The 24,960-nt window shown below is 37.0% G+C and carries 20 protein-coding genes; 14 read left to right on the plus strand and 6 right to left on the minus strand.

The features are described 5' to 3' along the window. Positions 1-291 precede the first annotated feature (291 nt). Positions 292-954 (plus strand): ankyrin repeat domain-containing protein, encoded by a 663-nt coding sequence (locus M2265_RS06390; protein ID WP_132771386.1) that lies wholly within the window; start codon positions 292-294, stop codon positions 952-954. Positions 955-1,062: 108 nt separating this feature from the next. Here M2265_RS06390 and acnA read toward each other — a convergent pair whose 3' ends face one another. Further along, a complete protein-coding gene (acnA, locus tag M2265_RS06395) occupies positions 1,063-3,837 on the minus strand; it encodes an aconitate hydratase AcnA (RefSeq protein WP_132771385.1) in 2,775 nt (924 codons plus the stop codon). A 462-nt stretch (positions 3,838-4,299) separates the two neighbouring features. Between acnA and gltS the strand changes: the two genes are divergently transcribed. The 4 genes from gltS (at position 4,300) to mazG (ending at position 8,592) form a co-directional block, all read left to right on the plus strand. Then, a complete protein-coding gene (gene gltS, locus M2265_RS06400; RefSeq protein WP_132771384.1) occupies positions 4,300-5,499 on the plus strand; it encodes a sodium/glutamate symporter in 1,200 nt (399 codons plus the stop codon). Between the two features lie 68 nt (positions 5,500-5,567). Further along, positions 5,568-6,191, plus strand: coding sequence for a hypothetical protein (locus M2265_RS06405; protein WP_132771383.1), 624 nt, complete (start codon positions 5,568-5,570; stop codon positions 6,189-6,191). Positions 6,192-6,244: 53 nt separating this feature from the next. Further along, positions 6,245-7,732: a PLP-dependent aminotransferase family protein gene (locus M2265_RS06410; RefSeq protein WP_132771382.1), complete on the plus strand. Its 1,488-nt coding sequence runs from the start codon at positions 6,245-6,247 to the stop codon at positions 7,730-7,732. Positions 7,733-7,785: 53 nt separating this feature from the next. Then, a complete protein-coding gene (gene mazG, locus M2265_RS06415) occupies positions 7,786-8,592 on the plus strand; it encodes a nucleoside triphosphate pyrophosphohydrolase (RefSeq protein WP_132771381.1) in 807 nt (268 codons plus the stop codon). Positions 8,593-8,722: 130 nt separating this feature from the next. Here mazG and metA read toward each other — a convergent pair whose 3' ends face one another. Next, on the minus strand, positions 8,723-9,667 hold the full coding sequence (metA, locus tag M2265_RS06420; RefSeq protein ID WP_132771380.1) for a homoserine O-acetyltransferase MetA: 945 nt from the start codon (positions 9,665-9,667) through the stop codon (positions 8,723-8,725). Between the two features lie 389 nt (positions 9,668-10,056). Here metA and M2265_RS06425 point away from each other — a divergent pair, with 389 nt between their 5' ends. Further along, entirely contained in the window at positions 10,057-11,601 is a 1,545-nt protein-coding gene (locus tag M2265_RS06425; protein ID WP_132771379.1) for a SulP family inorganic anion transporter, read from the plus strand. Between the two features lie 70 nt (positions 11,602-11,671). On the opposite strand, the gene M2265_RS06430 is transcribed toward M2265_RS06425, so the two are convergent. After that, on the minus strand, positions 11,672-12,580 hold the full coding sequence (locus M2265_RS06430) for a LysR family transcriptional regulator (RefSeq protein ID WP_021188752.1): 909 nt from the start codon (positions 12,578-12,580) through the stop codon (positions 11,672-11,674). Positions 12,581-12,863: 283 nt separating this feature from the next. On the opposite strand from M2265_RS06430, the gene hutH reads away from it, so the two are divergent. The 7 genes from hutH (at position 12,864) to kdsB (ending at position 21,219) form a co-directional block, all read left to right on the plus strand. Beyond that, positions 12,864-14,444: a histidine ammonia-lyase gene (gene hutH, locus M2265_RS06435; RefSeq protein WP_132771378.1), complete on the plus strand. Its 1,581-nt coding sequence runs from the start codon at positions 12,864-12,866 to the stop codon at positions 14,442-14,444. A 3-nt stretch (positions 14,445-14,447) separates the two neighbouring features. Then, the gene (gene hutI, locus M2265_RS06440; RefSeq protein ID WP_132771377.1) at positions 14,448-15,701 is read left to right on the plus strand and encodes an imidazolonepropionase; all 1,254 of its coding nucleotides are present in this window, start codon (positions 14,448-14,450) and stop codon (positions 15,699-15,701) included. Next, positions 15,698-17,713: a urocanate hydratase gene (locus tag M2265_RS06445; RefSeq protein WP_132771376.1), complete on the plus strand. Its 2,016-nt coding sequence runs from the start codon at positions 15,698-15,700 to the stop codon at positions 17,711-17,713. The genes hutI and M2265_RS06445 overlap by 4 nt, the downstream gene beginning before the upstream one ends. After that, positions 17,703-18,662 (plus strand): formimidoylglutamase, encoded by a 960-nt coding sequence (hutG, locus tag M2265_RS06450; protein WP_132771375.1) that lies wholly within the window; start codon positions 17,703-17,705, stop codon positions 18,660-18,662. The genes M2265_RS06445 and hutG overlap by 11 nt, the downstream gene beginning before the upstream one ends. Positions 18,663-18,775: 113 nt before the next feature. After that, positions 18,776-19,774, plus strand: a complete 999-nt coding sequence (gene trpS, locus M2265_RS06455; RefSeq protein ID WP_132771374.1) for a tryptophan--tRNA ligase — start codon at positions 18,776-18,778, stop codon at positions 19,772-19,774. Positions 19,775-19,792: 18 nt separating this feature from the next. Beyond that, positions 19,793-20,407: a deoxynucleoside kinase gene (locus M2265_RS06460; RefSeq protein ID WP_021188747.1), complete on the plus strand. Its 615-nt coding sequence runs from the start codon at positions 19,793-19,795 to the stop codon at positions 20,405-20,407. A gap of 68 nt (positions 20,408-20,475) precedes the next feature. Then, a complete protein-coding gene (gene kdsB, locus M2265_RS06465) occupies positions 20,476-21,219 on the plus strand; it encodes a 3-deoxy-manno-octulosonate cytidylyltransferase (RefSeq protein ID WP_132771373.1) in 744 nt (247 codons plus the stop codon). A gap of 1 nt (position 21,220) precedes the next feature. Here the strand turns inward: kdsB and M2265_RS06470 are convergent, their stop codons facing one another. From M2265_RS06470 to M2265_RS06480, 3 genes are read right to left on the minus strand one after another with little or no spacing between them, the layout of a single operon-like run. Next, on the minus strand, positions 21,221-22,126 hold the full coding sequence (locus M2265_RS06470) for an aldo/keto reductase (RefSeq protein ID WP_132771372.1): 906 nt from the start codon (positions 22,124-22,126) through the stop codon (positions 21,221-21,223). Further along, on the minus strand, positions 22,116-22,823 hold the full coding sequence (locus M2265_RS06475) for an FKBP-type peptidyl-prolyl cis-trans isomerase (protein WP_132771371.1): 708 nt from the start codon (positions 22,821-22,823) through the stop codon (positions 22,116-22,118). The genes M2265_RS06470 and M2265_RS06475 overlap by 11 nt, the downstream gene beginning before the upstream one ends. Before the next feature lie 6 nt (positions 22,824-22,829). Further along, on the minus strand, positions 22,830-23,816 hold the full coding sequence (locus M2265_RS06480; RefSeq protein WP_021188742.1) for a glycosyltransferase family protein: 987 nt from the start codon (positions 23,814-23,816) through the stop codon (positions 22,830-22,832). Positions 23,817-23,964: 148 nt separating this feature from the next. On the opposite strand from M2265_RS06480, the gene M2265_RS06485 reads away from it, so the two are divergent. Beyond that, on the plus strand, positions 23,965-24,903 hold the full coding sequence (locus M2265_RS06485) for a zinc dependent phospholipase C family protein (RefSeq protein WP_132771370.1): 939 nt from the start codon (positions 23,965-23,967) through the stop codon (positions 24,901-24,903). Positions 24,904-24,960 lie beyond the last annotated feature (57 nt).

Genomic DNA, 24,960 nt, shown 5'->3' on the forward strand with positions numbered 1-24,960 from the left:
TTAAAAAGCTTGTGTTTTCATATCATCTTTTCAGTATAAAATATTGAGATTTAAAAAAGTGATCCTATTTTATCTGTATCTTAAACAAAGAGGGGCAGCATAGTTTTTAACTAAAAAATATTCTTTTGACCTTTTTTAAAGACCAACTTTCCTTACCTCTGTCAACTGGGATATCAATTATAAAATGTACAAGTTTTCGCATAAATGGTACATTTTATTCAGAACTTATTTGACTAAATTTGCTCATGAAACAATTGATTTTCAACACTTATCATCACTTATTTAATACCTATGCAACATCTTATCTTACTTTTTTCATTCATTTTCCTGAACTCCTGTAATAACCATATGAATACTCATCCACAAACGAACTTACTGGAGGCAGTCCAGAAAAATCAATTGCTATTCGTTGAAGAGGAATTGAAAAAGGGTGCAAACGTTAATTTAACTGATAAAAATGGAAAATCCTTATTACTGATCGCAACACATAATAATAACTTTGAGATGGCAAAGTTATTGGTATCTTACAAAGCAGATGTGAATCAACAAGATAAAATTCAAGATAGTCCTTTTTTATATGCAGGAGCGGCAGGACACCTAAAACTTGTACAGCTCTATCTATCTCATGGAGCTCGATTTGATGTATTCAACAGGTATAATGGAACAGCCCTAATACCTGCCAGCGAACGCGGACATCTGGAGGTTGTGAAATTACTGGCCAACACAAAGGGATTTCCTATTAATCACGTCAATAGGTTAGGTTGGACCGCATTAATGGAAGCAGTAATCCTAGGTGATGGCACTCAAAAATTTGTCAACGTAATCCAAACACTGATTGATGCAGGTTGCAATATAAATATTGCTGATCATGATAAAAAAACCCCATTAGCACATGCTAAAGCCAAGGGGTATTCGGACATTGTTCAGCTACTAGAGAAAACGTCCAAAAAATAAAAATCAGCTTATATCAAGTTTACTGAATATTAAAACAAAGAAGGGTTTGACTTTATAAATAGCCAAACCCTTCTTATATTTTACATATATAAATTGAAAAAATACGCATTAACTGTTTTTTAAATAATCCCTTAAGACGTATTGTAAAATACCATTATTTTTGTAATATTCAATTTCAATAGCTGAATCCATCCGGGCCTGAACCTTAAATTCGGTTATTTTCCCATTCCGATGTATTGCTTTCACATCCAAAAGCTTATGAGGTTTTAGATTATCCGCAATTCCTGTAATATCAAAAACTTCAGTACCATCCAAACCTAAAGTGGCGGTATTTTGTCCATCAATGAAAACTAATGGGGCAACCCCCATACCAACAAGATTGCTGCGGTGTATCCTTTCAAAACTCTCTGCAATAACAGCTTTTACACCTAATAAATAAGCACCTTTTGCCGCCCAGTCACGAGATGAACCAGACCCGTACTCCTTTCCAGCCAATACAATCAGTGGTGTATGCGTTTTCTGATATTCCATAGCCGTTTCATAAACTGTCTTTACCTCACCACTTGGAAAGTATATACTGAAACCGCCTTCTTGATCTACAATTTTATTTTTAATACGCACATTGGCAAAGGTTCCGCGCATCATGACTTCATGATTACCACGACGGGAACCGTAAGAATTGAAATCAGCTTTATTCACACCATGTTCTGCTAAATATTTTCCTGCGGCACTATCTTCACGGAAAGAGCCTGCTGGCGAAATATGGTCAGTTGTAACCGAATCACCTAAATACAGTAATACACGAGCACCTGTAATATCAGCCACTGGATCAGGATTTACCTGAAGGTTTTCAAAAAAAGGAGCTTCTTTAATATAAGTCGAACTTTTATTCCATTCAAAACGCTCGGCTAGATTTACTTCTAAATTTTTCCAGTCTTCAGAGCCATCAAAGATCACATCATAGACTTCCTGAAAATCGCTTTGTTTGACACAGTCATTGACTGTCTGGACGATTTCCTCACGGCTTGGCCATATATCTTTCAGATACACGGGATTTCCGTTTGGATCGTACGACAGTGGATCATTTATCAGATCAACATCGACCCTCCCTACTAAAGCGTATGCAACCACTAGCATTGGCGACATGAGAAAATTCATTTTTACCTGAGGGTGTACCCTAGCTTCAAAATTTCGGTTACCCGAAAGTACAGAGGCCACCACCAATTCTCCTTTATCTACGGCTTCCGCAATATGCGGAGGTAATGGACCAGAATTTCCAATACAAGAAGTACATCCATATCCCACAGTATGAAAGCGAAGAGCTTCCAGATCAGTACTCAAACCTGAACGCTCTAAGTACTGTGTCACGACTTTTGATCCTGGTGCTAGTGAAGTTTTTACCCATGATTTCGTACGCAATCCTTTTTCTATGGCATTTCTTGCCAACAATCCAGCGCCGATCATAACAGCTGGATTAGAAGTATTGGTACAGCTCGTAATAGCGGCAATAACAATACTACCATCGCTCAAAATAAATTCCTGGTTTTTATATTTAATTCGAACAGCCTGCATTGTATCCTGAACAACCTCCATTGTAGAATCTGTATTTTTTGGAACTTTACCAAAAGTAAATTCTGTTCCAGAACCACCGTCAGCTAGCCATGCCGATTCTTTTCTCTGATTCGGAAGACTATAATTACGCTGGTATTCCTGTTGCAACAGATTAGCAAACTGGCTACCAAGATCCTTAGCCAAGATTTTATCCTGCGGCCGCTTTGGACCCGAAACCGTTGGTTCTAATGTCGATAAATCAAATTCAACAATTGAAGAAAAATTAATTTCTTCGTGACCAGTTCTCCACAATAGGTTTTCTTTGCTGTATTCTTCTACGATCCTGATGTGTTCTGCTGTACGATTGGTTGTTTGCATGTACTCCAACGTCCGTTCGTCGATAGGAAAATAAGTAATCGTACACCCGAATTCTGGAGACATATTAGCAATAGTCGCTCTATCCGTAACTGTTAAATGGTCCAGACCATCTCCAAAAAGTTCAACAAACTTTCCTACTACACCTTTATCACGAAGTACTTTAGTAATCGATAATACCATATCGGTAGCTGTACAGATATCCGGTATTTTCCCGGTCAATTTTAATCCAATCACTTCCGGGCAAGTAAAAAATATAGGCTGTCCCAGCATAGCAGCCTCCGCTTCTATACCGCCGGCTCCCCATCCTACTACACCCAGACCATTCACCATAGGCGTGTGCGAATCCGTACCAACCAAGGTGTCCGGAAACAACCATCCCTCGCGTTCAATAATCCCCTTAGCAAGATATTCAAGATTGACCTGATGACAAATTCCCATCCCCGGAGGAACTACGGTAAAGTTTTTCAATCCATGCTGTGCCCATTTGAGCAATTCATAACGTTCCTGATTACGTTGGTATTCCAGTTCAACATTTTTTCCGTAAGAATAATCTGTTCCATAATAATCCACCTGCACAGAGTGGTCAATCACCAAGTCCACTGGAATTGCAGGGTTGATCTTTTGACCATCTTTTCCATGACGTACATATTCAGCCCGGAGCGAGGCCATATCGACTACAGCAGGAACACCAGTAAAATCTTGCATCAGAATACGAGCTGGCTTAAAAGGAATGTCCTTATCGACAGGAGCTGGTGTCCAGTTGATGAGTGTATGAATATGTTCGTCGGTAATGCTAAAACTATCGTAATTCCGCAGCACATTTTCAAGCAAAATGCGGATACTAAAAGGAAGATGACTTACAGAGCCTTCGGGAAGATTTTTAAGCGAACAATAATGATAGCTTTTCCCGTTTATACTTATTGACTTTAAAGATTTGGCGTTCGTTGTACTCATATTGACACGTTTTGTTGGTACATAAATTTACTTAATTAACTATTGAGAAGCAAAACAAATAACAATGAATAGAATATTAAGTTTTAATAGATTACTAAAGAGTAGAAATGTTAGACTCATTATTTAAACTCACAGTCGCATTTTCAAAATGAATGAGAAAAATATAAGATCTAGCCGAGTAGTGAAAAACTAACGATAATGTATGTTACATACTAAAACTGTACATAGTTGGGGATAATAAGAACCAATAATCTATCCTATTCGAAATTAAGACATCAATGCTTTAAACATGATTACAACTATGAAAGGAAAATGCACGCGAATAAACTGTTAGATGTAGGACTAAAAACAGTGAAAATATTTTAATTAACCTTACACCTACAGAGAAGTCAAATACAAGTTATTATTTTATTCTTAACTTTCCGTTTTATTTGAATGACAAACCCACTTATAGATAGCTATATGACATTTGGACTATTTGAAACCCTAGCTTTTGCCTGTCTTGTTTTGATTTTAGGATTTTTTATTGTTAAAAAAATAAATTTCCTGAGAAACTACAATATACCAGAACCTGTTGTAGGAGGGTTTGTCGTTGCAATTGTCCTTTACATCTTGCATGCGACAATGGGTATCAATTTTACCTTTGAAGGTTCGCTTCAGACCACCATGATGCTTTTCTTTTTTACTTCAATTGGTTTAAGTGCAGAATTCGATAAATTAAAAAAAGGAGGAAAACCACTTTTGATATTCGTTTTTCTAACAGGATCTTTCATGATCGTTCAAAATGTTTTTGGGATATCCGTGGCATCTCTGCTAGGCATTGATCCTAGTTATGGACTTATTGCGGGATCTATTACCTTAACAGGGGGACATGGTACTGGTGCGGCATGGGCCCAAAATCTCACCGATATATTCCAAATAAATGGAACGATGGAGCTCGCAATGGCATGTGCTACCTATGGTCTGGTCATGGGTGGTCTCATCGGTGGCCCCGTAGCAAAAGTGCTTTTAAAAAAGAAGAATATCCAACCTACAAAAATTATTCAAGAAAGAGGAGCGCCAATTGAAATGTTCGAAAACCCTGATTCAAACCGAAGAATCAATGTTCGCAATATGATTGAAACCCTGACTATGTTTGCAATTTGTCTAGCATTGGGACATTTATTGTATGAATATTGCAAAGGTTCCTGGTTGGAACTTCCAAATTTTGTATGGTGCCTTTTTGTAGGTGTTATTATTCGCAATACCATTAGCAGATCGTCCAATTATATTGTAAATGATCATGCTGTAGATGTGCTTGGCAATACCGGTTTATATCTATTTTTGACCATTGCACTAATGTCCTTACAGCTTTGGCAATTACAGGGCCTTGCTTCACAAGTTTTAGTTATATTGATCTTACAAACAGTACTTATGGTACTATTTGCAATGTTCATTACTTTCAGAGTAATGGGAAGCGATTATGACGCTATAGTGCTCAGTGCTGGACATTGTGGTTTTGGACTAGGCGCAACGCCGACGGCTGTTGCGAATATGCAATCGATCACCGACAAATATGGGCCGTCCCACAAAGCGTTTCTAATCGTACCCATGGTAGGTGCATTCTTTGTTGATATATTAAATAACTTGTTTATTAAATTATTTGTAAGTTACCTATCCTAAAAATTTTATTAATAATCTAACAATTCCATTCGAAGCAACATTAAATAATAATAAAAACGTAATTGCACATGATCCATGTTTTCAATTATTTATCTTCCAGTTTAGGGAAAACAGATGAGTCAGCCAATATTTCATTGGCAAAACAAATCGTCAGCGCAGAGGACAATGAAGCTATTAAAGAATTAATTCAATTATTACAAAGCAAAAACAAAAGGATCCAACACGATTGCATCAAAGTTCTTTACGAAATTGGGTACTTATCCCCTATTATGATAGCGGCATACTATTTGGATTTTATCACGCTGTTAACAAGTAAGGATAACCGTTTACAGTGGGGAGCTATGACAGCACTGGATGCTATTCTTCTATTACAACATGAAGCTATTTTCCCGCTCCTACCACAACTAATTGCTATTGCTGAACAAGGTTCTGTTATCACAAGGGATAAATGTATTGCCATATTAATCAAATACTTATCACTGGAGCATGAAGATGTATTTCCGTTATTACATGAACAGTTACTAAAATGCCCGCCCAATCAGCTTCCAATGTACGCGGAACAGGCTTTAAAAGTTGTTCCAAGACAATATAAAACTGACCTAAGCAAAATGCTCACAAATCGCTTAGACGGTGTCGAAAAGGAATCCAAAAAAACAAGAATTAGAAAAGTAATCAAAAAACTCCAAGAGTAATCTAATAATACTTAACTTTCCGGACTATTTAATAATTTCAATTTATCCAACATATGAATAGTCCGGGTCAAATTCCTTTCAACAGCTTTATCAGCCTGAATAGACTGGATGAAACCTCCATTTATGTACAACTAGCACAACAAGTCATTCAGGCCATTCAGCGCGGTTTTATACCTATCGGAACAAAACTGCCCGGAAGTAGGCAGCTAGCGCAAACACTATCTATACATCGCAATACAGTAGTTGCTGCATTACAGGAGCTCGAATCACAGGGTTGGATTGAAACCAAACCAAATGTAGGATCATTTGTACTTCGAAATACGTCCAAAGCAAGGAAAAATAGTGAATTTTCGCAAACAATAATCCAGAATCAGTATGCAGACCAAACTGGTTATGATTTTGAAAAAAGTACCATATTAGAAAATCCTTTTGAAACCTCTACATGTATCTTAAAATTTGATGACGGCATTCCTGATAGTAGACTATCTCCTTTGCAACAGCTTTCTAAGTTTTATACCGCAAATCTAAAACGAAAAAAGAACACTAAATACCTAGGATATTCAGATCAAAAAAGACCAGCCACATTTCGAGAACAGTTGTGCAATTTTTTAAATCAAAGTAGAGGTCTGCATATCCAACCTAAAAATCTATTGATCACACGGTCTGTTGAGATGAGTACCTATATCATTGCTCAAACCTTACTACAGGCAAACGATTTAGTCATTGTAGGACAACCAAGTTATTTTGCAATAAACATGATCTTCCAACAGGCCGGGGCTAGAATTAAATCCATTCCAGTAGATCATGAAGGAATTGTTATCGAATCTCTTGAACAGATCTGTCTTACACAAAAGATCAGATTGCTTTATCTGACACCGCATCATCACTATCCCACGACAGTGACACTTAGTCAGCAAAGAAGAACGATCGTATTAGCACTCGCTTCAAAATATGGTTTTGCCGTCATTGAGGACGATTACGATTATGACTTCCATTATGATGATGCCCCCCTTCTCCCTATGGCAACTGTGGATTATGATGGGATGGTTATTTATACAGGAAGCTTTGGTAAATCATTAGCGCCTGGTTTCCGTACAGGTTTTATCGTCGCACCTGAAAACCTAATCAAAGAATTACAAAAGTTATTAAATATCATGGATCATCAAGGTGACTTTGTCATGGAGCAAGTATTAAGTGATCTAATTGAAGAAGGTGAAATACATCGCTATTTAAAAAAATCAGTCAAACTGTATAAAGAAAGACGCAATTATATGAGTTATTTACTCGCCCGTGAATTACATGAATATGTCGACTTCGATATTCCTGCCGGCGGTCTTGCTCTATGGACCAACTGGAAAAAAGATATCAACTTAATTCATTTACAGAAGCAATGCGCAAAAGCAAATCTATTTCTTCCAAAAACACTCTTATATCAAGCTAAAGATATGACAGCAATCCGAATTGGTTTCGGCAATCTTACTGAATCGGAAATGGAAAATAGTGTGACCATTCTTCGAGACTCATTAATGACAATAAAATAGAAGCATGCTATTTTTCATCTTTAAATCCCTAATTTTGATCTAAATTTTTCAATATGAGTCACCCCATTCCTGCAATTGAGTCTACTCCTGCTACGGCTTTTCAACGTTTATTGGATGTTTTATATACACTTCGCGTAGCTTGCCCGTGGGATAAGAAACAGACCATGCAGTCCTTACGTCATCTAACCATCGAAGAGTTGTATGAACTTACAGACGCTATCTTAGATGAAGATTACCCCGAAATCAAAAAAGAACTAGGAGATGTTATGATGCACCTGATCTTTTATGCACGTATAGCAGAAGAGGAAAACCGTTTTACGATAGTAGATGTACTCAATAGCATTTGCGATAAATTAATCAGCCGTCATCCCCATGTCTATGGCGATATTGATGTAGAAAATGAAGAACAGGTGAAACAGAATTGGGAGACCCTCAAATTAAAAGAAGGAAACAAATCTGTTTTATCCGGCGTACCTAAAGGTCTGCCTGCTTTAGTTAAAGCCTATCGCATACAGGATAAGGTACGTGGTGTAGGGTTTGATTGGGAAGATAAAAAAGAAGTATGGGCAAAAGTAGAAGAAGAACTAGCGGAGTTCAAAGCTGAATATGACATTAATAAACCCGAAGAGTCAGATTTAAATAAGGCTGAGGCCGAATTTGGTGATTTGCTTTTTTCATTAATCAATTATGCACGTCACATTGGCATCAATCCTGAAAATGCACTGGAACGAACCAATAAAAAATTCATTAGCCGCTTCACCTACCTTGAGCAAAGAGCTAATCAAAATGGACAAAATCTCCAAGACATGACACTGGAAGAAATGGATATTTATTGGAATGAAGCTAAAAAATTATGCTAATTATAAATAGAAGTTTATTTTTCATAACAGATCCGAAACATCCTGCTATAAAGAAATTAAAGCTCGATCTTGTACCGCACTATTATACAGTACAATATCGAGCTTGCTCATGATAGCTTAAAAGCTAATATTAATTTTGTCTCTTAATTTCTTCCAAAGATTCAAGTTCATTTAAATCAAAAGGAGTCTCTTGATAAACATAGTAATTCAACCAGTTATTAAATAGCAAATTCGCATGACCAGACCACCTTACTAATGGTGACTGTGCTGGATCATTATTTAAATAATAATTATCTGGCACCTCAATTTCTAATCCTTTCTCCACATCACGCATATATTCAGTATGTAAAGTAAGTGGAGCATATTCTGAATGACCAGTTAAATAAAATTCACGTCCACCTCGTGATGATAGTATCGCAAGACCTGCTTCAGGAGATTCAGACAAAAGCTCAATTTCTGGTTTATCTTCAATTTCAGATTTTAAAATTGTCGTATGTCTACTGTGCGGGATAAAATACTCATCATCAAAACCTCTAAATAGAGGATTAGCTTTATCTAAAGTAGTATGTTTGTATACTCCAAACAGTTTCTCCGATAATGGTGTTTTTTCAACGCCGTAAAAATGATAAAGTGCCGCTTGCGATGCCCAACAAATATAAAGTGTAGACGTCACGTGCTTTTTTGCCCAATCAAAAATACGAGTCACTTCATCCCAGTAGTTAACCTCTTCAAATGGCATCATCTCTACTGGAGCACCTGTAATGATCATCCCATCATAGTACTGATCTTCCACTGCAGAAAACGATTTATAGAACATTTCCAAGTGTTCTTGAGGTGTGTTTTTAGACATGTGAGTATCTAATCTCAAAAACTCCACTTCTACTTGCAAAGGATTATTAGACAGCAACCGGATAAAATCAGTTTCTGTTGTAATTTTCAAAGGCATTAAATTCAAAATTAGAACCTTCATCGGACGGATATCCTGTTCGTTGGCTCTAAGATCACTCATCACAAAAATATTTTCTTTTTTTAATAGCTCAATAGCTGGCAAATTATCTGGTATTTTGACTGGCATATGCTTCCTCCCTCACCTTGGTTTAGTTTGGGCATAAAGATAAAAAAATTTAAATGAGTTATCTCACCCATCGTTGATAATAGCTATAATAAATAGAATTAGAACTGATTTTAAAACAGACCGATACATCCTTAAAATTATGATGTCCATTGCTCAAAAACACTTAAAACCACTAATATTACGATAAAACACAACTCTTTAGGCGATTTAAGAGCTACCATCGAATATTAAAAACACATCTACCAGAAAAAAAAACTTGACACAGGAATGAAAATCTGCCCCCCACTCTTTATAAATCATAATACCTCCCGACATAAATTTTATTGCTTTTTAAAACCTTTCTCAGGAACGATAGTTGTATGATAAGAATACATTAAACACTCTTAATTATGAACCTATTACAAAATTGGAAAAAAGATATCCCGGCGAGTATTGTTGTGTTTTTTGTTGCTCTACCACTCTGTTTAGGAGTCGCTCTGGCGAGTGGGGCGCCTGTTTTCTCCGGAATTATCGCGGGAATTATAGGCGGTATCCTTGTAGGACTGCTATCAAAATCTACCATAGGAGTATCAGGACCAGCGGCAGGCCTAGTGGTCATCGTCTATACCGCTATCACAGACCTAGGGGCATACAATATCTTTTTAGTCGCAGTGGTTATAGCCGGTTTAATACAGATTGTTCTTGGATTATTAAAAGCAGGCGTAATTGGATATTACTTCCCTTCATCCGTTATTAAGGGTATGTTATGCGCTATCGGTATATCTATTTTCCTAAAACAGATTCCGTTGGCATTCGGATACACAGAGAAATTTTCGTTCAAAAATTTTGATGCATCTTATATTACTACCGGAGCTATAATCATGACAATTATTTCCTTAACCATACTTATTATATGGGATAATTTTCTTGGTAAAAAATCCAACTTCTTCAAATTGTTACCAGGCTCCCTTATTGCTGTAATTGTTGGTATTATTTACCAGATCACGATTGGAGATACAAACCATGAAGTATTTTCTATTGATCAGGACCTCCTGGTCAAAGTACCTGTACCTGAAACAGTAACCGACTTCCTGGGACAATTTACAATACCCGATTTCGCAAATGGAATAGCAAATCCAATGGTATGGCAAATTGCATTTACCATCGCCATTGTAGCCTCTTTAGAATCCTTATTATCCGTAGAAGCTACCGATAAATTAGATCCACTAAAACGTCAGACACCAACCAACAGAGAGCTAATAGCACAAGGAATAGGTAATTCATTTTCAGGTTTAATAGGTGGGCTTCCTATTACACAAGTTATCGTTCGCTCATCAGCTAATGCGATGAGTGGTGGAGTGTCAAAACTATCAACTATTGTTCATGGTCTCTTGCTTGTACTCAGTGTCATCTCCATTCCTGCATTCCTTAATTTAATCCCTAATGCAGTTTTAGCAGCAATCCTATTGGTTATCGGTTACAAATTAGGCAACCCAAAACAATTCTTGGACATGAAAAAATTAGGAAAAGATCAATTAATTCCATTTGTAGTCACAGTAGTTGGTATACTCACTACAGATCTCCTTAAAGGTATTATTGTCGGTTTAGTTGTAGCAGTAGTTGTGTCACTTATCAAATCCTATAATAATTCCCATGTTATGCTGGTCAAGGAAGGAAACGTTTTTCATATGAATTTTGCAGAAGAGGTAACTTTTGTCAATAGAGGAGCGATCGTAAAAGAATTAGATGGATTACAGCCTGGTTCTTACTTAGAATTAGACGTGCGCAAAACCAAAATATTAGATTACGATATCATTGAGTATTTAGATGAATTTAAAGTAAAAGCAAAAAACAACAATATCAACATAAAACTTATTTCCGAACGAGGAACAGTGGACAACCCCGACTCGTTTAGAGAATTCTTCGGATATGTATTAGTTGGTAGTGCTCATTAAAACACCGCTGAATAGCCATACACGATTAAACTATAAAAGTCCATACTGATTTAGTATGGACTTTTATAGTTTAATCTTCATCCGATAAATTCAATTCCTTCTGAATAACATTTAAAAACAGATCAATTCCTGCATGATTTACATTCGCATTATAGATTAATGATAAAGTGGTTCGCTGTTCAATATGGTTTAAATCAATAAAATTTACTTTAGAAGTATATCCTTTTTTTAAAGATGCCGGTACAATTGCAATACCCAAACCCTGCTCTACAAGATTGAAAATTGTCAAAGCATTTACCGTCCGCAAAGCAACATGCGGTTCAAATGAAGCATCTCTAAAAATACTCATCACCAGATCATAATAAGAATGACTATAATCTTTGGAAAACAGAATAAACAGTTCATTTTTAAAATCATTTAATGTTTTAAAATTTGCCGTCTGAATGGGATAATCGTGAGGAATAACCAACGAAAAGTGTTCTTTGATGATTGCGATATGACGAATCCCATTTGGAAAATTATCCAAACGCACGAGTCCAAAATCAAGTTCTTCCTTCAACACCTTGGTAATCTGCATCTCATTAGAAAGCTCCTGTAAGTCCACCTCAACTGCAGGAAAATCTTGTTTTAATCGAACCAGTACTTTAGCAAGAATAGATTGTACTGCTGAACCGATAAACCCAAGACGAAGTTCAGTGATATCGTCTGATCCCATAACACGAAGCTCACGAGCTATTTTATCCATTTGATTAAATAAAATATCAACCTCCTTTTTTAGGTAAAAGCCTGCTGCTGTAAGTCGAACATACCGTTTCCCTCTATCAAATAAAGTTGCTCTATAAATATCTTCCATCTGTTTAATCTGACGAGATAAGCCAGGTTGAGAAATATAAAGCCTTTCTGCCGCTTTTCTAAAATGTAACTCCTCTGCCAAAACTTTAAAATAATACAGATGCCTTAATTCTATTTGATAACTCATAGTAATCAATACTTGCCAAAATTGGTATTTATAATTATTAAATATAGGAGTTAAATTTGAAATAACGGAATGAGATTAACAGCTATACGCACGATAGAACGTTTAGGAAACAAAACCAATACACAGGCAACTTTTTCTAAATAATTAAGTACGATTCATGTATAAATAGTTCAAAATGCAAAAGTGTAATAATGGTCACTCCCTCTTAAAAAGCAATGTATAAATCAAATGGAAAGGATAGACAGATTTTGACGATCCTTAATCAACATAATAATTTATTCTAATGGTAAATAAAACTAAAAAATTTCAGTACGGCGAAGATACCATGACCAGCTCGCTAGCAATTCAGATAGCGAATGGAAATATTAAAGGTCAATTAACTGAAAAAACAGTAAAAAAAGTTGTTCAAAGTGCACAATATGTTCAAGAAATTGTTGATTCCGGTAAAATAGTATATGGTATAAACACAGGTTTTGGTCCACTTTGTACTACGCTGATAAATCCTGCAGATACTAAAAAACTACAAGAAAATATTCTAAAAAGCCATGCAGTAGGTATAGGAGAGCCCATCGATCAGCAATTGTCTAAATTAATGTTAATTTTAAAAGCGCATGCCTTAGCAAAAGGATATTCAGGTATTCAACTAAGCACGTTAGAGCGCATTCTATGGTTTATTGATCAGGATATCGTTCCAGTGGTTCCTAAACAAGGATCAGTGGGTGCCTCTGGAGACCTAGCCCCTCTTTCGCACTTATTTTTACCTTTAATAGGATTAGGAAAAGTCTGGTATAAAGGTGAAATTCTTCCAACAGCTCAAATATTAACACGATTTGACACCAGCCCGATTACGTTAGGAGCCAAAGAAGGATTAGCACTCATTAACGGAACCCAGTTTATGGCAGCTCATGCCGTAAAAGCGGTCGTGGAAATGCAAAATCTCTTAGATAATGCAGATTTGGTTGCCACATTGATGATTGAAGGGCTAAATGGATCCATTAAACCTTTCTTTCCACAATTGCATGAACTGAGACCATACAAAGGAAATAAATATGTAGCAAGTACGATCTTCAACTTATTAGAGACCTCAGAAATTGTTACATCACATAAAAACTGTTCTCGTGTTCAAGATCCATATTCTTTACGCTGCATTCCACAAATACATGGAGCTTCTCGCAATGCATGGCTTCATTTAAAAGAAACCATAGAAGTTGAAATTAATGCCGTAACCGATAATCCGATCATCATCGACAGCGAACTAACCATTAGTGGCGGTAGTTTCCATGGACAGCCAATTGCACTTCCTATTGATTATGCAACATTGGCGATATCAGAAATCGGCAATGTTTCCGATAGACGTGTATATCTGTCACTAGAAGGCGATACGCCCAATGTACCAAAACTACTCCTCAAAGAAACAGGCCTGAACTCTGGATTTATGATCTTACAATATAGTACAGCAGCATTAGCAAGTGAAAATAAAGGGCTTTGTTTTCCATCCAGTGCAGATAGCATACCTACTTCTTTAGGTCAGGAAGATCATGTGAGTATGGGATCCATCGGTGCCCGAAAATTATTGCAGGTCATCAATAATGTTAGTAAAATATTAAGTATAGAACTTATTTGTGCGGCCCAGGCTTTTGATTTTCACAGACCGCTACAGTCAACGCCTATCATTGAGGCTGTACACCAAAAGATCAGAAAATCGATTCCACATATCAAAGAAGATCAAATTATGGAAGAGATACTTCAAGCTGCTCAACAGCTTATTTCTTCGGGAACTTTGATTACAGAAGCAAAACAAATTGCACATAAGCAAGGTATACCTTATCACGGTGTTCATCAGGAATATTTCAACAACTATTAAACTATGGGTAAAAAATTAATAGGTCCTTTCTCACAATTGTTATCATTGGCAAATGTTCCGGTTAAAGGAGCGCTTTCAGACCAGCAACTCGTAATTAAAGAACACGCTGGTATACTAACGGAAAATGGAAAAATAACAGCTATTGGTAATTACGATGGTTTAAGGGAGAATCATGCTCATGATGCAACTTTAGTAATCATAGAAGAGGAGACTGTTTGTGTTCCCGGCTATATCGATTGTCACACACATATTGCTTTTGCAGGGAATCGAGCTAATGATTTTGCCCTGCGTAATGCCGGTGTCAGTTACCTCGAAATTGCAAAAGCTGGTGGAGGTATCTGGAGCACAGTACAACATACCCGAAATGCAAGTGAAGCTGAACTGATCAAAAATATTATCAACTGTTCAAAGGCACTTATAAAACAAGGTATCACCACCATTGAAGTGAAAAGTGGCTATGGTTTATCTGTTAAAGAAGAGTTAAAAATACTGCGAGCTATAAAAAAAGCACAAGAATCCATAGCCGTTGATCTCATTCCAACTTGCTTAGCAGCACATATGAAGCCCAAAGACTATGAAGGCACTGCAGTAGACTATCTTAAAGAAATAGCATCTGAACTATTCCCTATATTAAAAGAAGAGCAGCTTTCCAATAGAATTGATGCTTTTATCGAACAAAGCGCCTTTTCTGCCGACGATATTCAAAATTACTTTACTAAGGCGCAGAAAATGGGTTTTGATATCACGGTACATGCAGATCAATTTTCCACGTCAGGATCGAAAGTTGCGGTTCAGTATAATGCAATTAGTGCAGATCACCTAGAGGCATCACATGAAACAGAAATTAAACTTCTGGCCGATAGCAATACCGTTGCCGTCGCCTTACCAGGTGCATCAATCGGAATTGGATGTGCATTTACCCCTGCCAGAAAACTTCTTGATCAAGGCGCTAGCTTAGCCATTGCCACTGACTGGAATCCCGGATCTGCTCCAATGGGACAATTAATGACCCAAGCGACGATTTTAGCTACTACAGAAAAATTATCCAATGCTGAAGTATTCGCTGCAATAACATTTAGGGCTGCATTAGCTTTAAATCTGACGGACCGTGGTCGTCTACAGCCAGGTGAACTTGCAGATTTTGCTATTTACAAAACCAATAATTATCAAAATATTACATACATGCAAGGAACACTAAAACCTGATCAGGTATGGAAAAAGGGAATTAATATCTATACGAAAGGAAAAGAATCATGATATTTAAAGAAGAAATTCTACAAGGAATACCAACTAGTCTACCACCTAAAGTTTCTTATGATAAAAACATAAGTCATGCTCCTAAGCGAAAGGATATTCTATCGGAAGATGAAAAAAAATTAGCCATTAAAAATGCATTACGCTATTTTCCAGTGCAGTGGCATGTAGAACTTGGAAAAGAATTTTTAGAGGAATTGATGCTATTTGGCAGAATCTACATGTACCGCTTCCGCCCTACCTACGAAATGTATGCTAGACCAATTGAAGCGTATCCTGGAAACAGCCTACAGGCGCGTAGCATCATGTTAATGATACAAAATAACCTAGATCCACAAATAGCGCAACATCCTCACGAACTCATTACCTATGGTGGAAACGGAGCTGTTTTTCAGAACTGGGCACAGTATTTAATTACAATGCAATACTTGGCCCAAATGAATGACGAACAAACCCTACATATGTACAGTGGCCATCCAATGGGGTTATTCCCATCTTCAAAAGATGCTCCAAGGGTTGTCATTACAAACGGCATGATGATTCCCAATTATTCCAAACCCGATGACTGGGAACGTTTTAATGCAATGGGGGTTACACAATATGGCCAAATGACGGCGGGCTCATATATGTACATCGGACCACAGGGAATCGTACATGGTACCACGATCACAGTTATGAATGCCTTCCGAAAACATTTGTCAAAAGAAGATACAATCCACGGGAAAGTCTTTTTAACATCAGGTCTTGGAGGCATGAGTGGTGCACAACCTAAAGCGGGAAATATTGCAGGGTGCATCACGGTATGTGCAGAGGTTAATCCTGCCGCTGCTCGCAAACGGCATAAACAAGGATGGGTGGACATCTTAATGGAGAACATGGACGATCTCATAGAACGCGTTCAACAAGCTATTAAAAATAAAGAAATTATCGCCATAGCCTACATAGGCAATATAATAGAAATATGGGAAGCATTCCTAGATGCTAATATTTATATTTCAGTTGGATCTGACCAAACCTCATTACACAACCCTTGGGCCGGAGGTTACTACCCGATCGGACTAAGTTTTGAACAATCAAATAAGCTAATGGCAGAACAGCCCGATGTATTTAAGGCACAAGTTCAGGCATCCTTAGTCCGTCACGTCGACGCTATTAATGCCCATGTCGCGCGTGGTACTTATTTCTTCGATTATGGAAATGCATTCTTACTTGAAAGTAGTCGCGCAGGAGCCGCTGTATTGGCGAGTAATGGTATTGACTTCCGATATCCATCTTACGTACAGGATATTTTAGGTCCCATGTGTTTTGACTATGGATTTGGTCCATTTCGCTGGGTATGTTCGACAGCAGATCCAGAAGATTTAAAGACAACAGACCATATCGCACTTGAGGCACTTCAGGAATTAAAAAAGACAGCATACCCTGAGATTAAACAGCAATTAGCTGACAATATCAAGTGGATTGAACAAGCAGATCAAAATAAACTGGTTGTCGGTTCACAGGCCCGGATTCTATATGCTGATGCTATTGGTAGAATTCGAATTGCTAAAGCATTTAATCTTGCGGTAAGAAATGGTCAACTAAAGGGTCCGATTATTTTGGGCAGAGATCATCATGATGTAAGTGGAACAGACTCACCATACCGGGAAACAAGTAACATTTATGACGGCAGTAAATTCACAGCCGATATGGCCATTCATAATGTAATCGGTGACAGCTTTAGAGGCGCTACTTGGGTTTCTATCCATAATGGTGGTGGAGTTGGTTGGGGCGAGGTGATTAACGGTGGTTTCGGCTTATTACTTGACGGTTCCGAAGATGCAGACAGAAAACTTGAAAATATGCTTTTTTACGATGTTAATAATGGTATTGCCCGCAGAGCATGGGCTCAAAATGACACCGCAAGACAGGCTATAGAAGTAGAATTAAAACGTACTACTACGTTGAAAGTAACCCTAGCAAATCTTGTTGATACAGACACGATGAACCAAATTTTCAAGGATTATGAAAACTAAAAACCAGAAACATTATACTCCGGCAGATAGAAAAATGTGGACAGGACGTATAGATGGGACAAGCGAAGAACATCTGCGTTGGCATCAGGTAATCACATGTATCGATCTTAATAATGAACAGGATCTTACGGATTGCTATGTCATACTGGGTTTTGCTTGCGATGAAGGTGTTAGAAGAAACCTAGGAAGAACAGGTGCGGCAAAAGGACCAGAAGTTTTAATAAAAGCATTGTCAAACCTGCCAGTATTTCGAGATAAAAAAACGAAACTCGTTGATGCCGGGACCGTTTATTGTTCCGACCATCAACTGGAAAATGCGCAAGAATCTCTTGGCTATTTTATCCAACTTATACTGCAACGCGGAGGCTTTCCAATGGTATTAGGGGGTGGTCATGAAGTTACTTTTGGTCATTATCTAGGACTCAAGTCGTATTCCCGCAATAAACTCGGGATCATTAATTTTGACGCCCATTTTGATATCCGAAAACCAGAACAGGAAATTGCAACTTCCGGTACAGGTTTTTACCAAATTGCACAGCAAGAAGAAAAAATCAATTACCTCCCTATCGGAATACAAAAAATCAGCAATACACAAGCTTTATTTGATGCGGTAAAAGATTATCAGATAAACTGGATAGAAGCTCAACATTTTCACAAGGCAAATAGCGAGGCAATTATCCAACAAGTTGAGTCATTTATAGCAGGAATAGATTACCTCTACCTAACCGTCGATTTAGATGTTTTTGCTGCAAGCTGTGCACCAGGAGTTAGTGCATTGGCCCATAACGGAATCCAGCCTGATGCTTTTTTCTTAGAAATTTTTCAACTAATCATTTCTTCAGAAAAATTAATAAGTATAGATATCGCAGAATTTAATCCGGCGTACGATATTGACAATCGTACTGCTAAATTAGCAGCGGACCTACTCTTTCATATTGTTAACCGTTAAATCTTTTGCTATAATTTAATTGCTAGCAATCCATTTTTTAATCGCAAAAAAAAGCAAAAGAAAAAATTCTTAGAACTATATTTAGGGAATTTATCCGTAAATTGGCAAGCAATATGGAAACTGTTGTCAGTGGTATTAGAAGTACCGGAAAATTACATTTAGGAAACTATTACGGCGCATTGAGCAATTTTGTGAAAATGCAAAATGAATATAATTGTTATTTCTTCATAGCCGATTTACACTCTTTAACTACGCACCCAACTCCTCACGGTCTGCAAAGCACCGTACGTCAAGTGATTGTTGAATATCTTGCTGCAGGTATAGACCCTGAAAAATCAACGATATATGTCCAGTCTGACGTACCTGAAGTAGCAGAACTTTATTTGTATATGAATATGAACGCATATCTGGGAGAGCTGGAGCGCGCTACTGCTTTTAAAGATAAAGTGCGCAGCAATCCTGATAATGTGAATGCAGGACTGTTAACATACCCTGTTTTGATGGCTTGCGACATCTTAATTCACCATGGCACAAAAGTTCCTGTTGGTAAAGATCAAGAGCAACATTTAGAAATGACCAGAACATTTGGTAACCGTTTTAATCGTTTATACGATGTCGATTATTTCAAAGAGGCATTTGCTTTTACCTATTCAGATAAATTAGTTAAAATCCCTGGTTTAGCGGGACAAGGAAAAATGGGTAAATCCAATGGTGAGGCAGATTGTATTTACTTGTCCGATAGTGCGGATGTAATTCGTAAAAAAGTAATGCGTGCTGTATCTGACTCTGGTCCAACGGAAATGAACCAACCTAAACCAGAAGCTGTTCAAAATCTTTTTGATTTAATGAAAGTTGTGTCAGCACCCGATACATTAGAACATTTTAACGATCTATATAACAATTGCGCTATTCGTTACGGTGATTTTAAAAAACAGTTAGCAGAAGATATGGTCATTGCAACAGAGCCTGTACGCTCACGCATTGAAGATATTTCAAATGATGATGCGTATATTGCTAAAGTAGCGAAATTAGGCGCTGAAAAAGCGAGTGAATCAGCACGTAAAACATTGAAAGAAGTACGTGAAATCATTGGCATTAAAAGATTTTATTAAGATTTAAAACCCAAAAATATGCATATTGCTATTGTCGGAAATATTGGTGCCGGAAAAACAACCTTAACAAAACTATTAGCGGATCATTTCAAATATGAACCTCAATTTGAAGCGGTAGATAACAATCCTTATTTAGAGGATTTTTATGCTGATATGAAACGTTGGTCATTCAATTTGCAGATCTTTTTCTTAAATAGTCGTTTTCGACAAATTGTTGAATTGCAAAAAACAAATATTGATATGATCCAAGATCGTACAATTTATGAAGATGCATACATCTTTGCCGAAAACTTGTACGATATGGGCTTAATGAGTGCGCGAGATTTTGAAAATTATAGCAATATTTTCCAGAGTATCATCCATTATATCAAACCTCCAGATCTATTAATTTACTTGAAGGCTTCCGTTCCAACACTTGTTAATAATATTCAAGTGCGTGGTCGTGATTATGAATCCGGAATTCGATTGGATTATTTATCTAAATTGAATGAAAAATACGATAAATGGATTGATAATTATAAGGATGGTAAATTAATGGTTCTTGATAAAGATAATTTAGATTTCACGAAAAACCCGGAAGATTTAGGTACTATCGTTGAAAAAATTGAATCGCAATTATTTGGTTTGTTTTAATCAAAAAATTTAGATCATTGAAAGGCCAGTTTTAATGCAAGACTGGCTTTACTTTTAAAACTGAAAAAATGAAAGTAATCGGTATTATTCCAGCACGCTATGCCTCTTCCAGATTCCCTGGTAAACCATTAGTTGATATTGGTGGTAAATCCATGATTCAGCGTGTCTATGAACAAGTTAAAAATACGAGCTGTTTACATGAAGTAATCGTTGCGACAGATGATGACAGAATAGCTGAACATGTAAAGAGCTTCGCAGGAAATGTCATCCTGACCGCCTCTTCGCATCAGTCAGGAACAGACCGCTGTGCAGAAGTTATAGCCAAGGTAAGTGGATTTGATATCGTCATCAACATACAGGGTGATGAACCCTTCATCAATCCGTTACAGATCGAGTTGCTAGCATCCTGCTTCGATAAGGAAGAAACACAGATTGCCACACTCGTCAAAAAAATCCATACAGAAGACGAACTGTTTAATGTAAATATACCAAAAGTGGTTCGCAATATTGCCGGACAAGCAATCTATTTTTCAAGACAGACCATCCCCTATCTAAGAGGAATCGAACAGAAGAATTGGTTATCAAAACATAACTATTTTAAACATATCGGAATCTATGGCTATAGAACTGATGTTTTAAAAGAGTTAACGCAATTGCCTATCAGTATTTTAGAAGAGACAGAAGCTCTTGAACAACTGCGCTGGATAGAGCACGGATACACTATTCAAACAGCAGAAACAGAGCATGAAACAATCGCTGTAGACACACAAGAAGATTTAGAACGTATTATACATATGTACTTCACATCCTAGATCAACGGTGTTCTGTAAAATACAATGCACGAACACCGCTTAGTAACTCTATTTTCTCTGCTCCTGTTAAGGAACGGACTTGCTCTTTAATCTGTATCAATTCCGTTAATTGCAAGGGTGTATTTATACCCAGTAAAGCAGCAGTAACCGCCTCATTCGAAAGAACAAAAGAAAGTGCCACAGTCAGATTATTAACATGGTGTTTTTTTGCAAATGCATGTAGATTGCGAATGATATGCTGTACTTCACTTGAGCTATATTGCAAAAAATTCTCAGCTTGTTTATTGATCAGCATCCCTTTTGCTACTGCACCTCTTGCTAGAACAGAAATACGATGATGCAATAAATAAGCTCCCATTTCTTCCTCTAAACGTCTATCCAATAAACTGTACTGCATCATAACGGCACTGATATTAGATTTTGCTACGTACTCGCGAATAACATTAGAACGAATAGAAGACAAACCGTAAGTTCGAATTTTGCCCGCACTAACCAGTAATTCGAAAGCTTCGATAATTTCATCAATAGGATCTTCAATGGTACCACCATGAAGCTGGTAAAGATCAACATAATCTGTTTTTAATCGAGACAAAGATGACTCAACAGTTTTCACGATATAACTTTTTGATGCTTTCCAATCCCATCCATTTCCATCGGCTCGCCAGCTATTTCCAACTTTTGTAGATAAAACAATGCGTTTTCTAAAGTCCTGTACCGCTTCCCCTACCAGCATCTCGTTAAATCCTTTTTCATATAAGTCAGCAGTATCAAAAAAATTGATACCGCTGTCAAAAGCTTTACGAATAATTTCAACCCCCTGCTTGTGTTTACTACCTTTCAAAGACATGCACCCCAAGCCGATACTGGAAACCTCGATTGCTGATTTACCTAACTTATTATACTGCATCCTTCACGAAATCCAATAACTCAATATCAAATATTAAAATGCTATTGGGAGGAATAACACCCATGTTTTGACTTCCATATCCTAATTTACTTGGTACATAAAAACGATATTTTGCTCCTTTAGACATTAAAGGAACACCTATTTTCCAGCCTTCAATCACGCGATCTAATTTCATTTTTAGAGGTTCATTACGATCTAATGAACTATCAAATTTCTTTCCATCCAATAAAGTTCCTGTATAATGTACTGTTACTTCGTTTTCTCGAGTCGGTTTTTCCCCAGTGCCTTCTACCAATACTTCATACTGCAAACCCTCTTCCGTAGTTTTTACAGTTGTTTTTTTAGCATTTTCTGTAAAAAAAGCCTGCTCTTTGGCAAGATTTTCTTTCTCCTTTATTTCTCTCGCTTCGGTAACTGCGCTTTGGATAACCATGCGCAATTGATCTTCTTCAATCAAAGAATTTTGACCATCAAGAGCACTAACTATTGCTTTACCGATTAACTCTTTATTCCAATTTGTAATCTCCAAATTTTTCAATGTACCACCAATGTCACGTCCAAAAGCATATGACACGGAGTCTGTTTTAGTCGCTAATAATGGTTTAACAGCTGTTGTTTTCTTTACAGTTTTCTTTTTTTGTTGTGCCGTTACAGATAGTGTAGCCAAAGACAATAATGCCAAAGCAATATATTTCATATAATTTTAAGTATGTTTTGACACAATATTAGTAATAATTTCTTGAGTATTGTTCTTATAATCGACAACAACTCGCGATTTACTATTTAGCCAAGCCTCTATAGATAGCATATTTTTTTGTTTTAAGCTCGAAATAACGGGTACACCCATCTCTTCCAGTGCCGCAGCATTCAAATGTTGCTCATACTGATTTTTCATTGGAACCACCAACAATTTCTTTTGAAGGAACAATGCCTCCGCTGGGGTTTCAAATCCAGCCCCACATAGCACTCCCGAAGAACTTGCCATACTAGCAATAAATGCATCATTGTTAATAGGACGTATCGCCACATTCTTCATATCAAAAGCCCGCGAATTATGCTTACTGAAAACCTGCCAACTGATATCTGGAAATTTCATTAAATGTTTCAACAGATGTGCATCATCATAGGCCGGTAAATAAACAGTATAGTGCCCCTTATCCTGAACATCCAGCTCGCGCACGGAATTACGAATGACAGGAGTGTAAATGTTCTTATTATAGCTTTTAAAATGAAAACCGTAAGCATGCGCCGTGGGGGCATAATTCTTCATAATAAATTTACCCAGCATATCCGTCTCATCTGGTTTGGGACTGGAAGCATCTAACGCTGCGATCTGATGACTCAAACCAATACAGGGAAAATCCTTCATATGAGCAGACCAGGCAGATATGGGTTCAAAATCATTAATAACAAGATCATACTGATCTATAGGAAGTGATTTGATTTCTTGTGTAAATTTACGAACAGTAGAACTCATAAATGTCTTCCAGAGATCTACCCCTCCTGATTTCCCAAAAATAAAACTCAAACCATGCAGGCGATATTTCACTTCAAACGGTAAAACTAAATCCGCTTGGATTCCACTCACCAAAACATCAACCTCTCCAAAATTACGTAAACAAGGCACAACATCCATCGCTCGACTGAGGTGGCCATTACCTGTACCCTGTACCGCATAAAGTATTTTCATAAACTTCGCGATTATTTATCGGCAAAATAAAAATTTTTCATGACAATAAAGTTAAATTTAGGTTACGTTTTTTGTTCTTAATAAAGAATACATTTAAAAATGCGAAGGATATTTTGTAACTTACTATTTATTAACAAATTGTTTCAACATGAAAGGATTATCAATTATAATCTCTTTATTTATTATATTTATAATATGTAGCTCATGGGGATTTTTTGCACATAAAAAAATTAATGAATATGCCGTTTATACCCTTCCTCCAACATTAGCTTCCTTTTATAAGAAAAATATTCTCTTAATTAGTTCAAAAGCCGTAGACGCAGATAAAAGATGCTATATAGATAGCCTTGAATCGCCCCGCCATTATATCGATATTGATGATTATAACGAGCCCTCGATTGACTCGATCCCCATTCACTGGACAAAAGCCAAAGAAAAATATCAGAAAAAACAGCTCTTGTTAAATGGAATTGTCCCTTGGCAAATATCATTTTCCTACCATAAACTCGTCAAAGCATTTAAATTCAAAGATATTAGACAAATCATCCGTCATTCTGCAGACCTAGGGCACTATATTGGTGATGCTCATGTTCCTTTACATACAACCAAAAATTATAACGGACAATTAACCAACCAAATTGGAATACATGCATTTTGGGAAAGTCGTTTACCCGAAATGTTTGTCAAAGAGTATTCATTTATAAAAGGTCCAGCAAAATTTATTGAAGATCCATTGCATACCTCCTGGAATATCGTCAAACAAAGTAACTTGCTTGTTGACTCAGTACTTGCACTTGAAAAACAACTGGATAAATCTTTTTCAAAACATCAAAAATATTCCTTTATAGAGCGAAATAATCTACTGATCAGAACCTATTCCGATGAATATGCCAGGGCCTATCATACTGCCCTCAATGGCATGGTTGAAAAAAGAATGGCTAGTGCTATACAACAAGTGGGGTCATTCTGGTATTCTGCTTGGGTTGAGGCCGGACAACCAGACCTCAAAAATCTACAAAAAGTAACGATAGATGACCAGCCCCTTGATATCAATAATAAAAAAAATATGGGCAGAGAAGAACTATAAAACAACCGGACTATATACTTATTAAAAACTGGCACCCTGCAATTAAACAATACATAC

Source organism: Sphingobacterium kitahiroshimense, assembly GCF_025961315.1.
GTDB classification, from domain to species: Bacteria; Bacteroidota; Bacteroidia; order Sphingobacteriales; family Sphingobacteriaceae; genus Sphingobacterium; species Sphingobacterium anhuiense.

Bases quoted from the DNA above. Each gene is read 5' to 3' on its own strand.
- M2265_RS06390 (WP_132771386.1), top strand. From the start codon at position 292: ATGCAACATCTTATCTTACTTTTTTCATTCATTTTCCTGAACTCCTGT.
- acnA (WP_132771385.1), bottom strand. From the start codon at position 3,837: ATGAGTACAACGAACGCCAAATCTTTAAAGTCAATAAGTATAAACGGG.
- gltS (WP_132771384.1), top strand. From the start codon at position 4,300: ATGACATTTGGACTATTTGAAACCCTAGCTTTTGCCTGTCTTGTTTTG.
- M2265_RS06405 (WP_132771383.1), top strand. From the start codon at position 5,568: ATGATCCATGTTTTCAATTATTTATCTTCCAGTTTAGGGAAAACAGAT.
- M2265_RS06410 (WP_132771382.1), top strand. From the start codon at position 6,245: ATGAATAGTCCGGGTCAAATTCCTTTCAACAGCTTTATCAGCCTGAAT.
- mazG (WP_132771381.1), top strand. From the start codon at position 7,786: ATGAGTCACCCCATTCCTGCAATTGAGTCTACTCCTGCTACGGCTTTT.
- metA (WP_132771380.1), bottom strand. From the start codon at position 9,667: ATGCCAGTCAAAATACCAGATAATTTGCCAGCTATTGAGCTATTAAAA.
- M2265_RS06425 (WP_132771379.1), top strand. From the start codon at position 10,057: ATGAACCTATTACAAAATTGGAAAAAAGATATCCCGGCGAGTATTGTT.
- M2265_RS06430 (WP_021188752.1), bottom strand. From the start codon at position 12,580: ATGAGTTATCAAATAGAATTAAGGCATCTGTATTATTTTAAAGTTTTG.
- hutH (WP_132771378.1), top strand. From the start codon at position 12,864: ATGGTAAATAAAACTAAAAAATTTCAGTACGGCGAAGATACCATGACC.
- hutI (WP_132771377.1), top strand. From the start codon at position 14,448: ATGGGTAAAAAATTAATAGGTCCTTTCTCACAATTGTTATCATTGGCA.
- M2265_RS06445 (WP_132771376.1), top strand. From the start codon at position 15,698: ATGATATTTAAAGAAGAAATTCTACAAGGAATACCAACTAGTCTACCA.
- hutG (WP_132771375.1), top strand. From the start codon at position 17,703: ATGAAAACTAAAAACCAGAAACATTATACTCCGGCAGATAGAAAAATG.
- trpS (WP_132771374.1), top strand. From the start codon at position 18,776: ATGGAAACTGTTGTCAGTGGTATTAGAAGTACCGGAAAATTACATTTA.
- M2265_RS06460 (WP_021188747.1), top strand. From the start codon at position 19,793: ATGCATATTGCTATTGTCGGAAATATTGGTGCCGGAAAAACAACCTTA.
- kdsB (WP_132771373.1), top strand. From the start codon at position 20,476: ATGAAAGTAATCGGTATTATTCCAGCACGCTATGCCTCTTCCAGATTC.
- M2265_RS06470 (WP_132771372.1), bottom strand. From the start codon at position 22,126: ATGCAGTATAATAAGTTAGGTAAATCAGCAATCGAGGTTTCCAGTATC.
- M2265_RS06475 (WP_132771371.1), bottom strand. From the start codon at position 22,823: ATGAAATATATTGCTTTGGCATTATTGTCTTTGGCTACACTATCTGTA.
- M2265_RS06480 (WP_021188742.1), bottom strand. From the start codon at position 23,816: ATGAAAATACTTTATGCGGTACAGGGTACAGGTAATGGCCACCTCAGT.
- M2265_RS06485 (WP_132771370.1), top strand. From the start codon at position 23,965: ATGAAAGGATTATCAATTATAATCTCTTTATTTATTATATTTATAATA.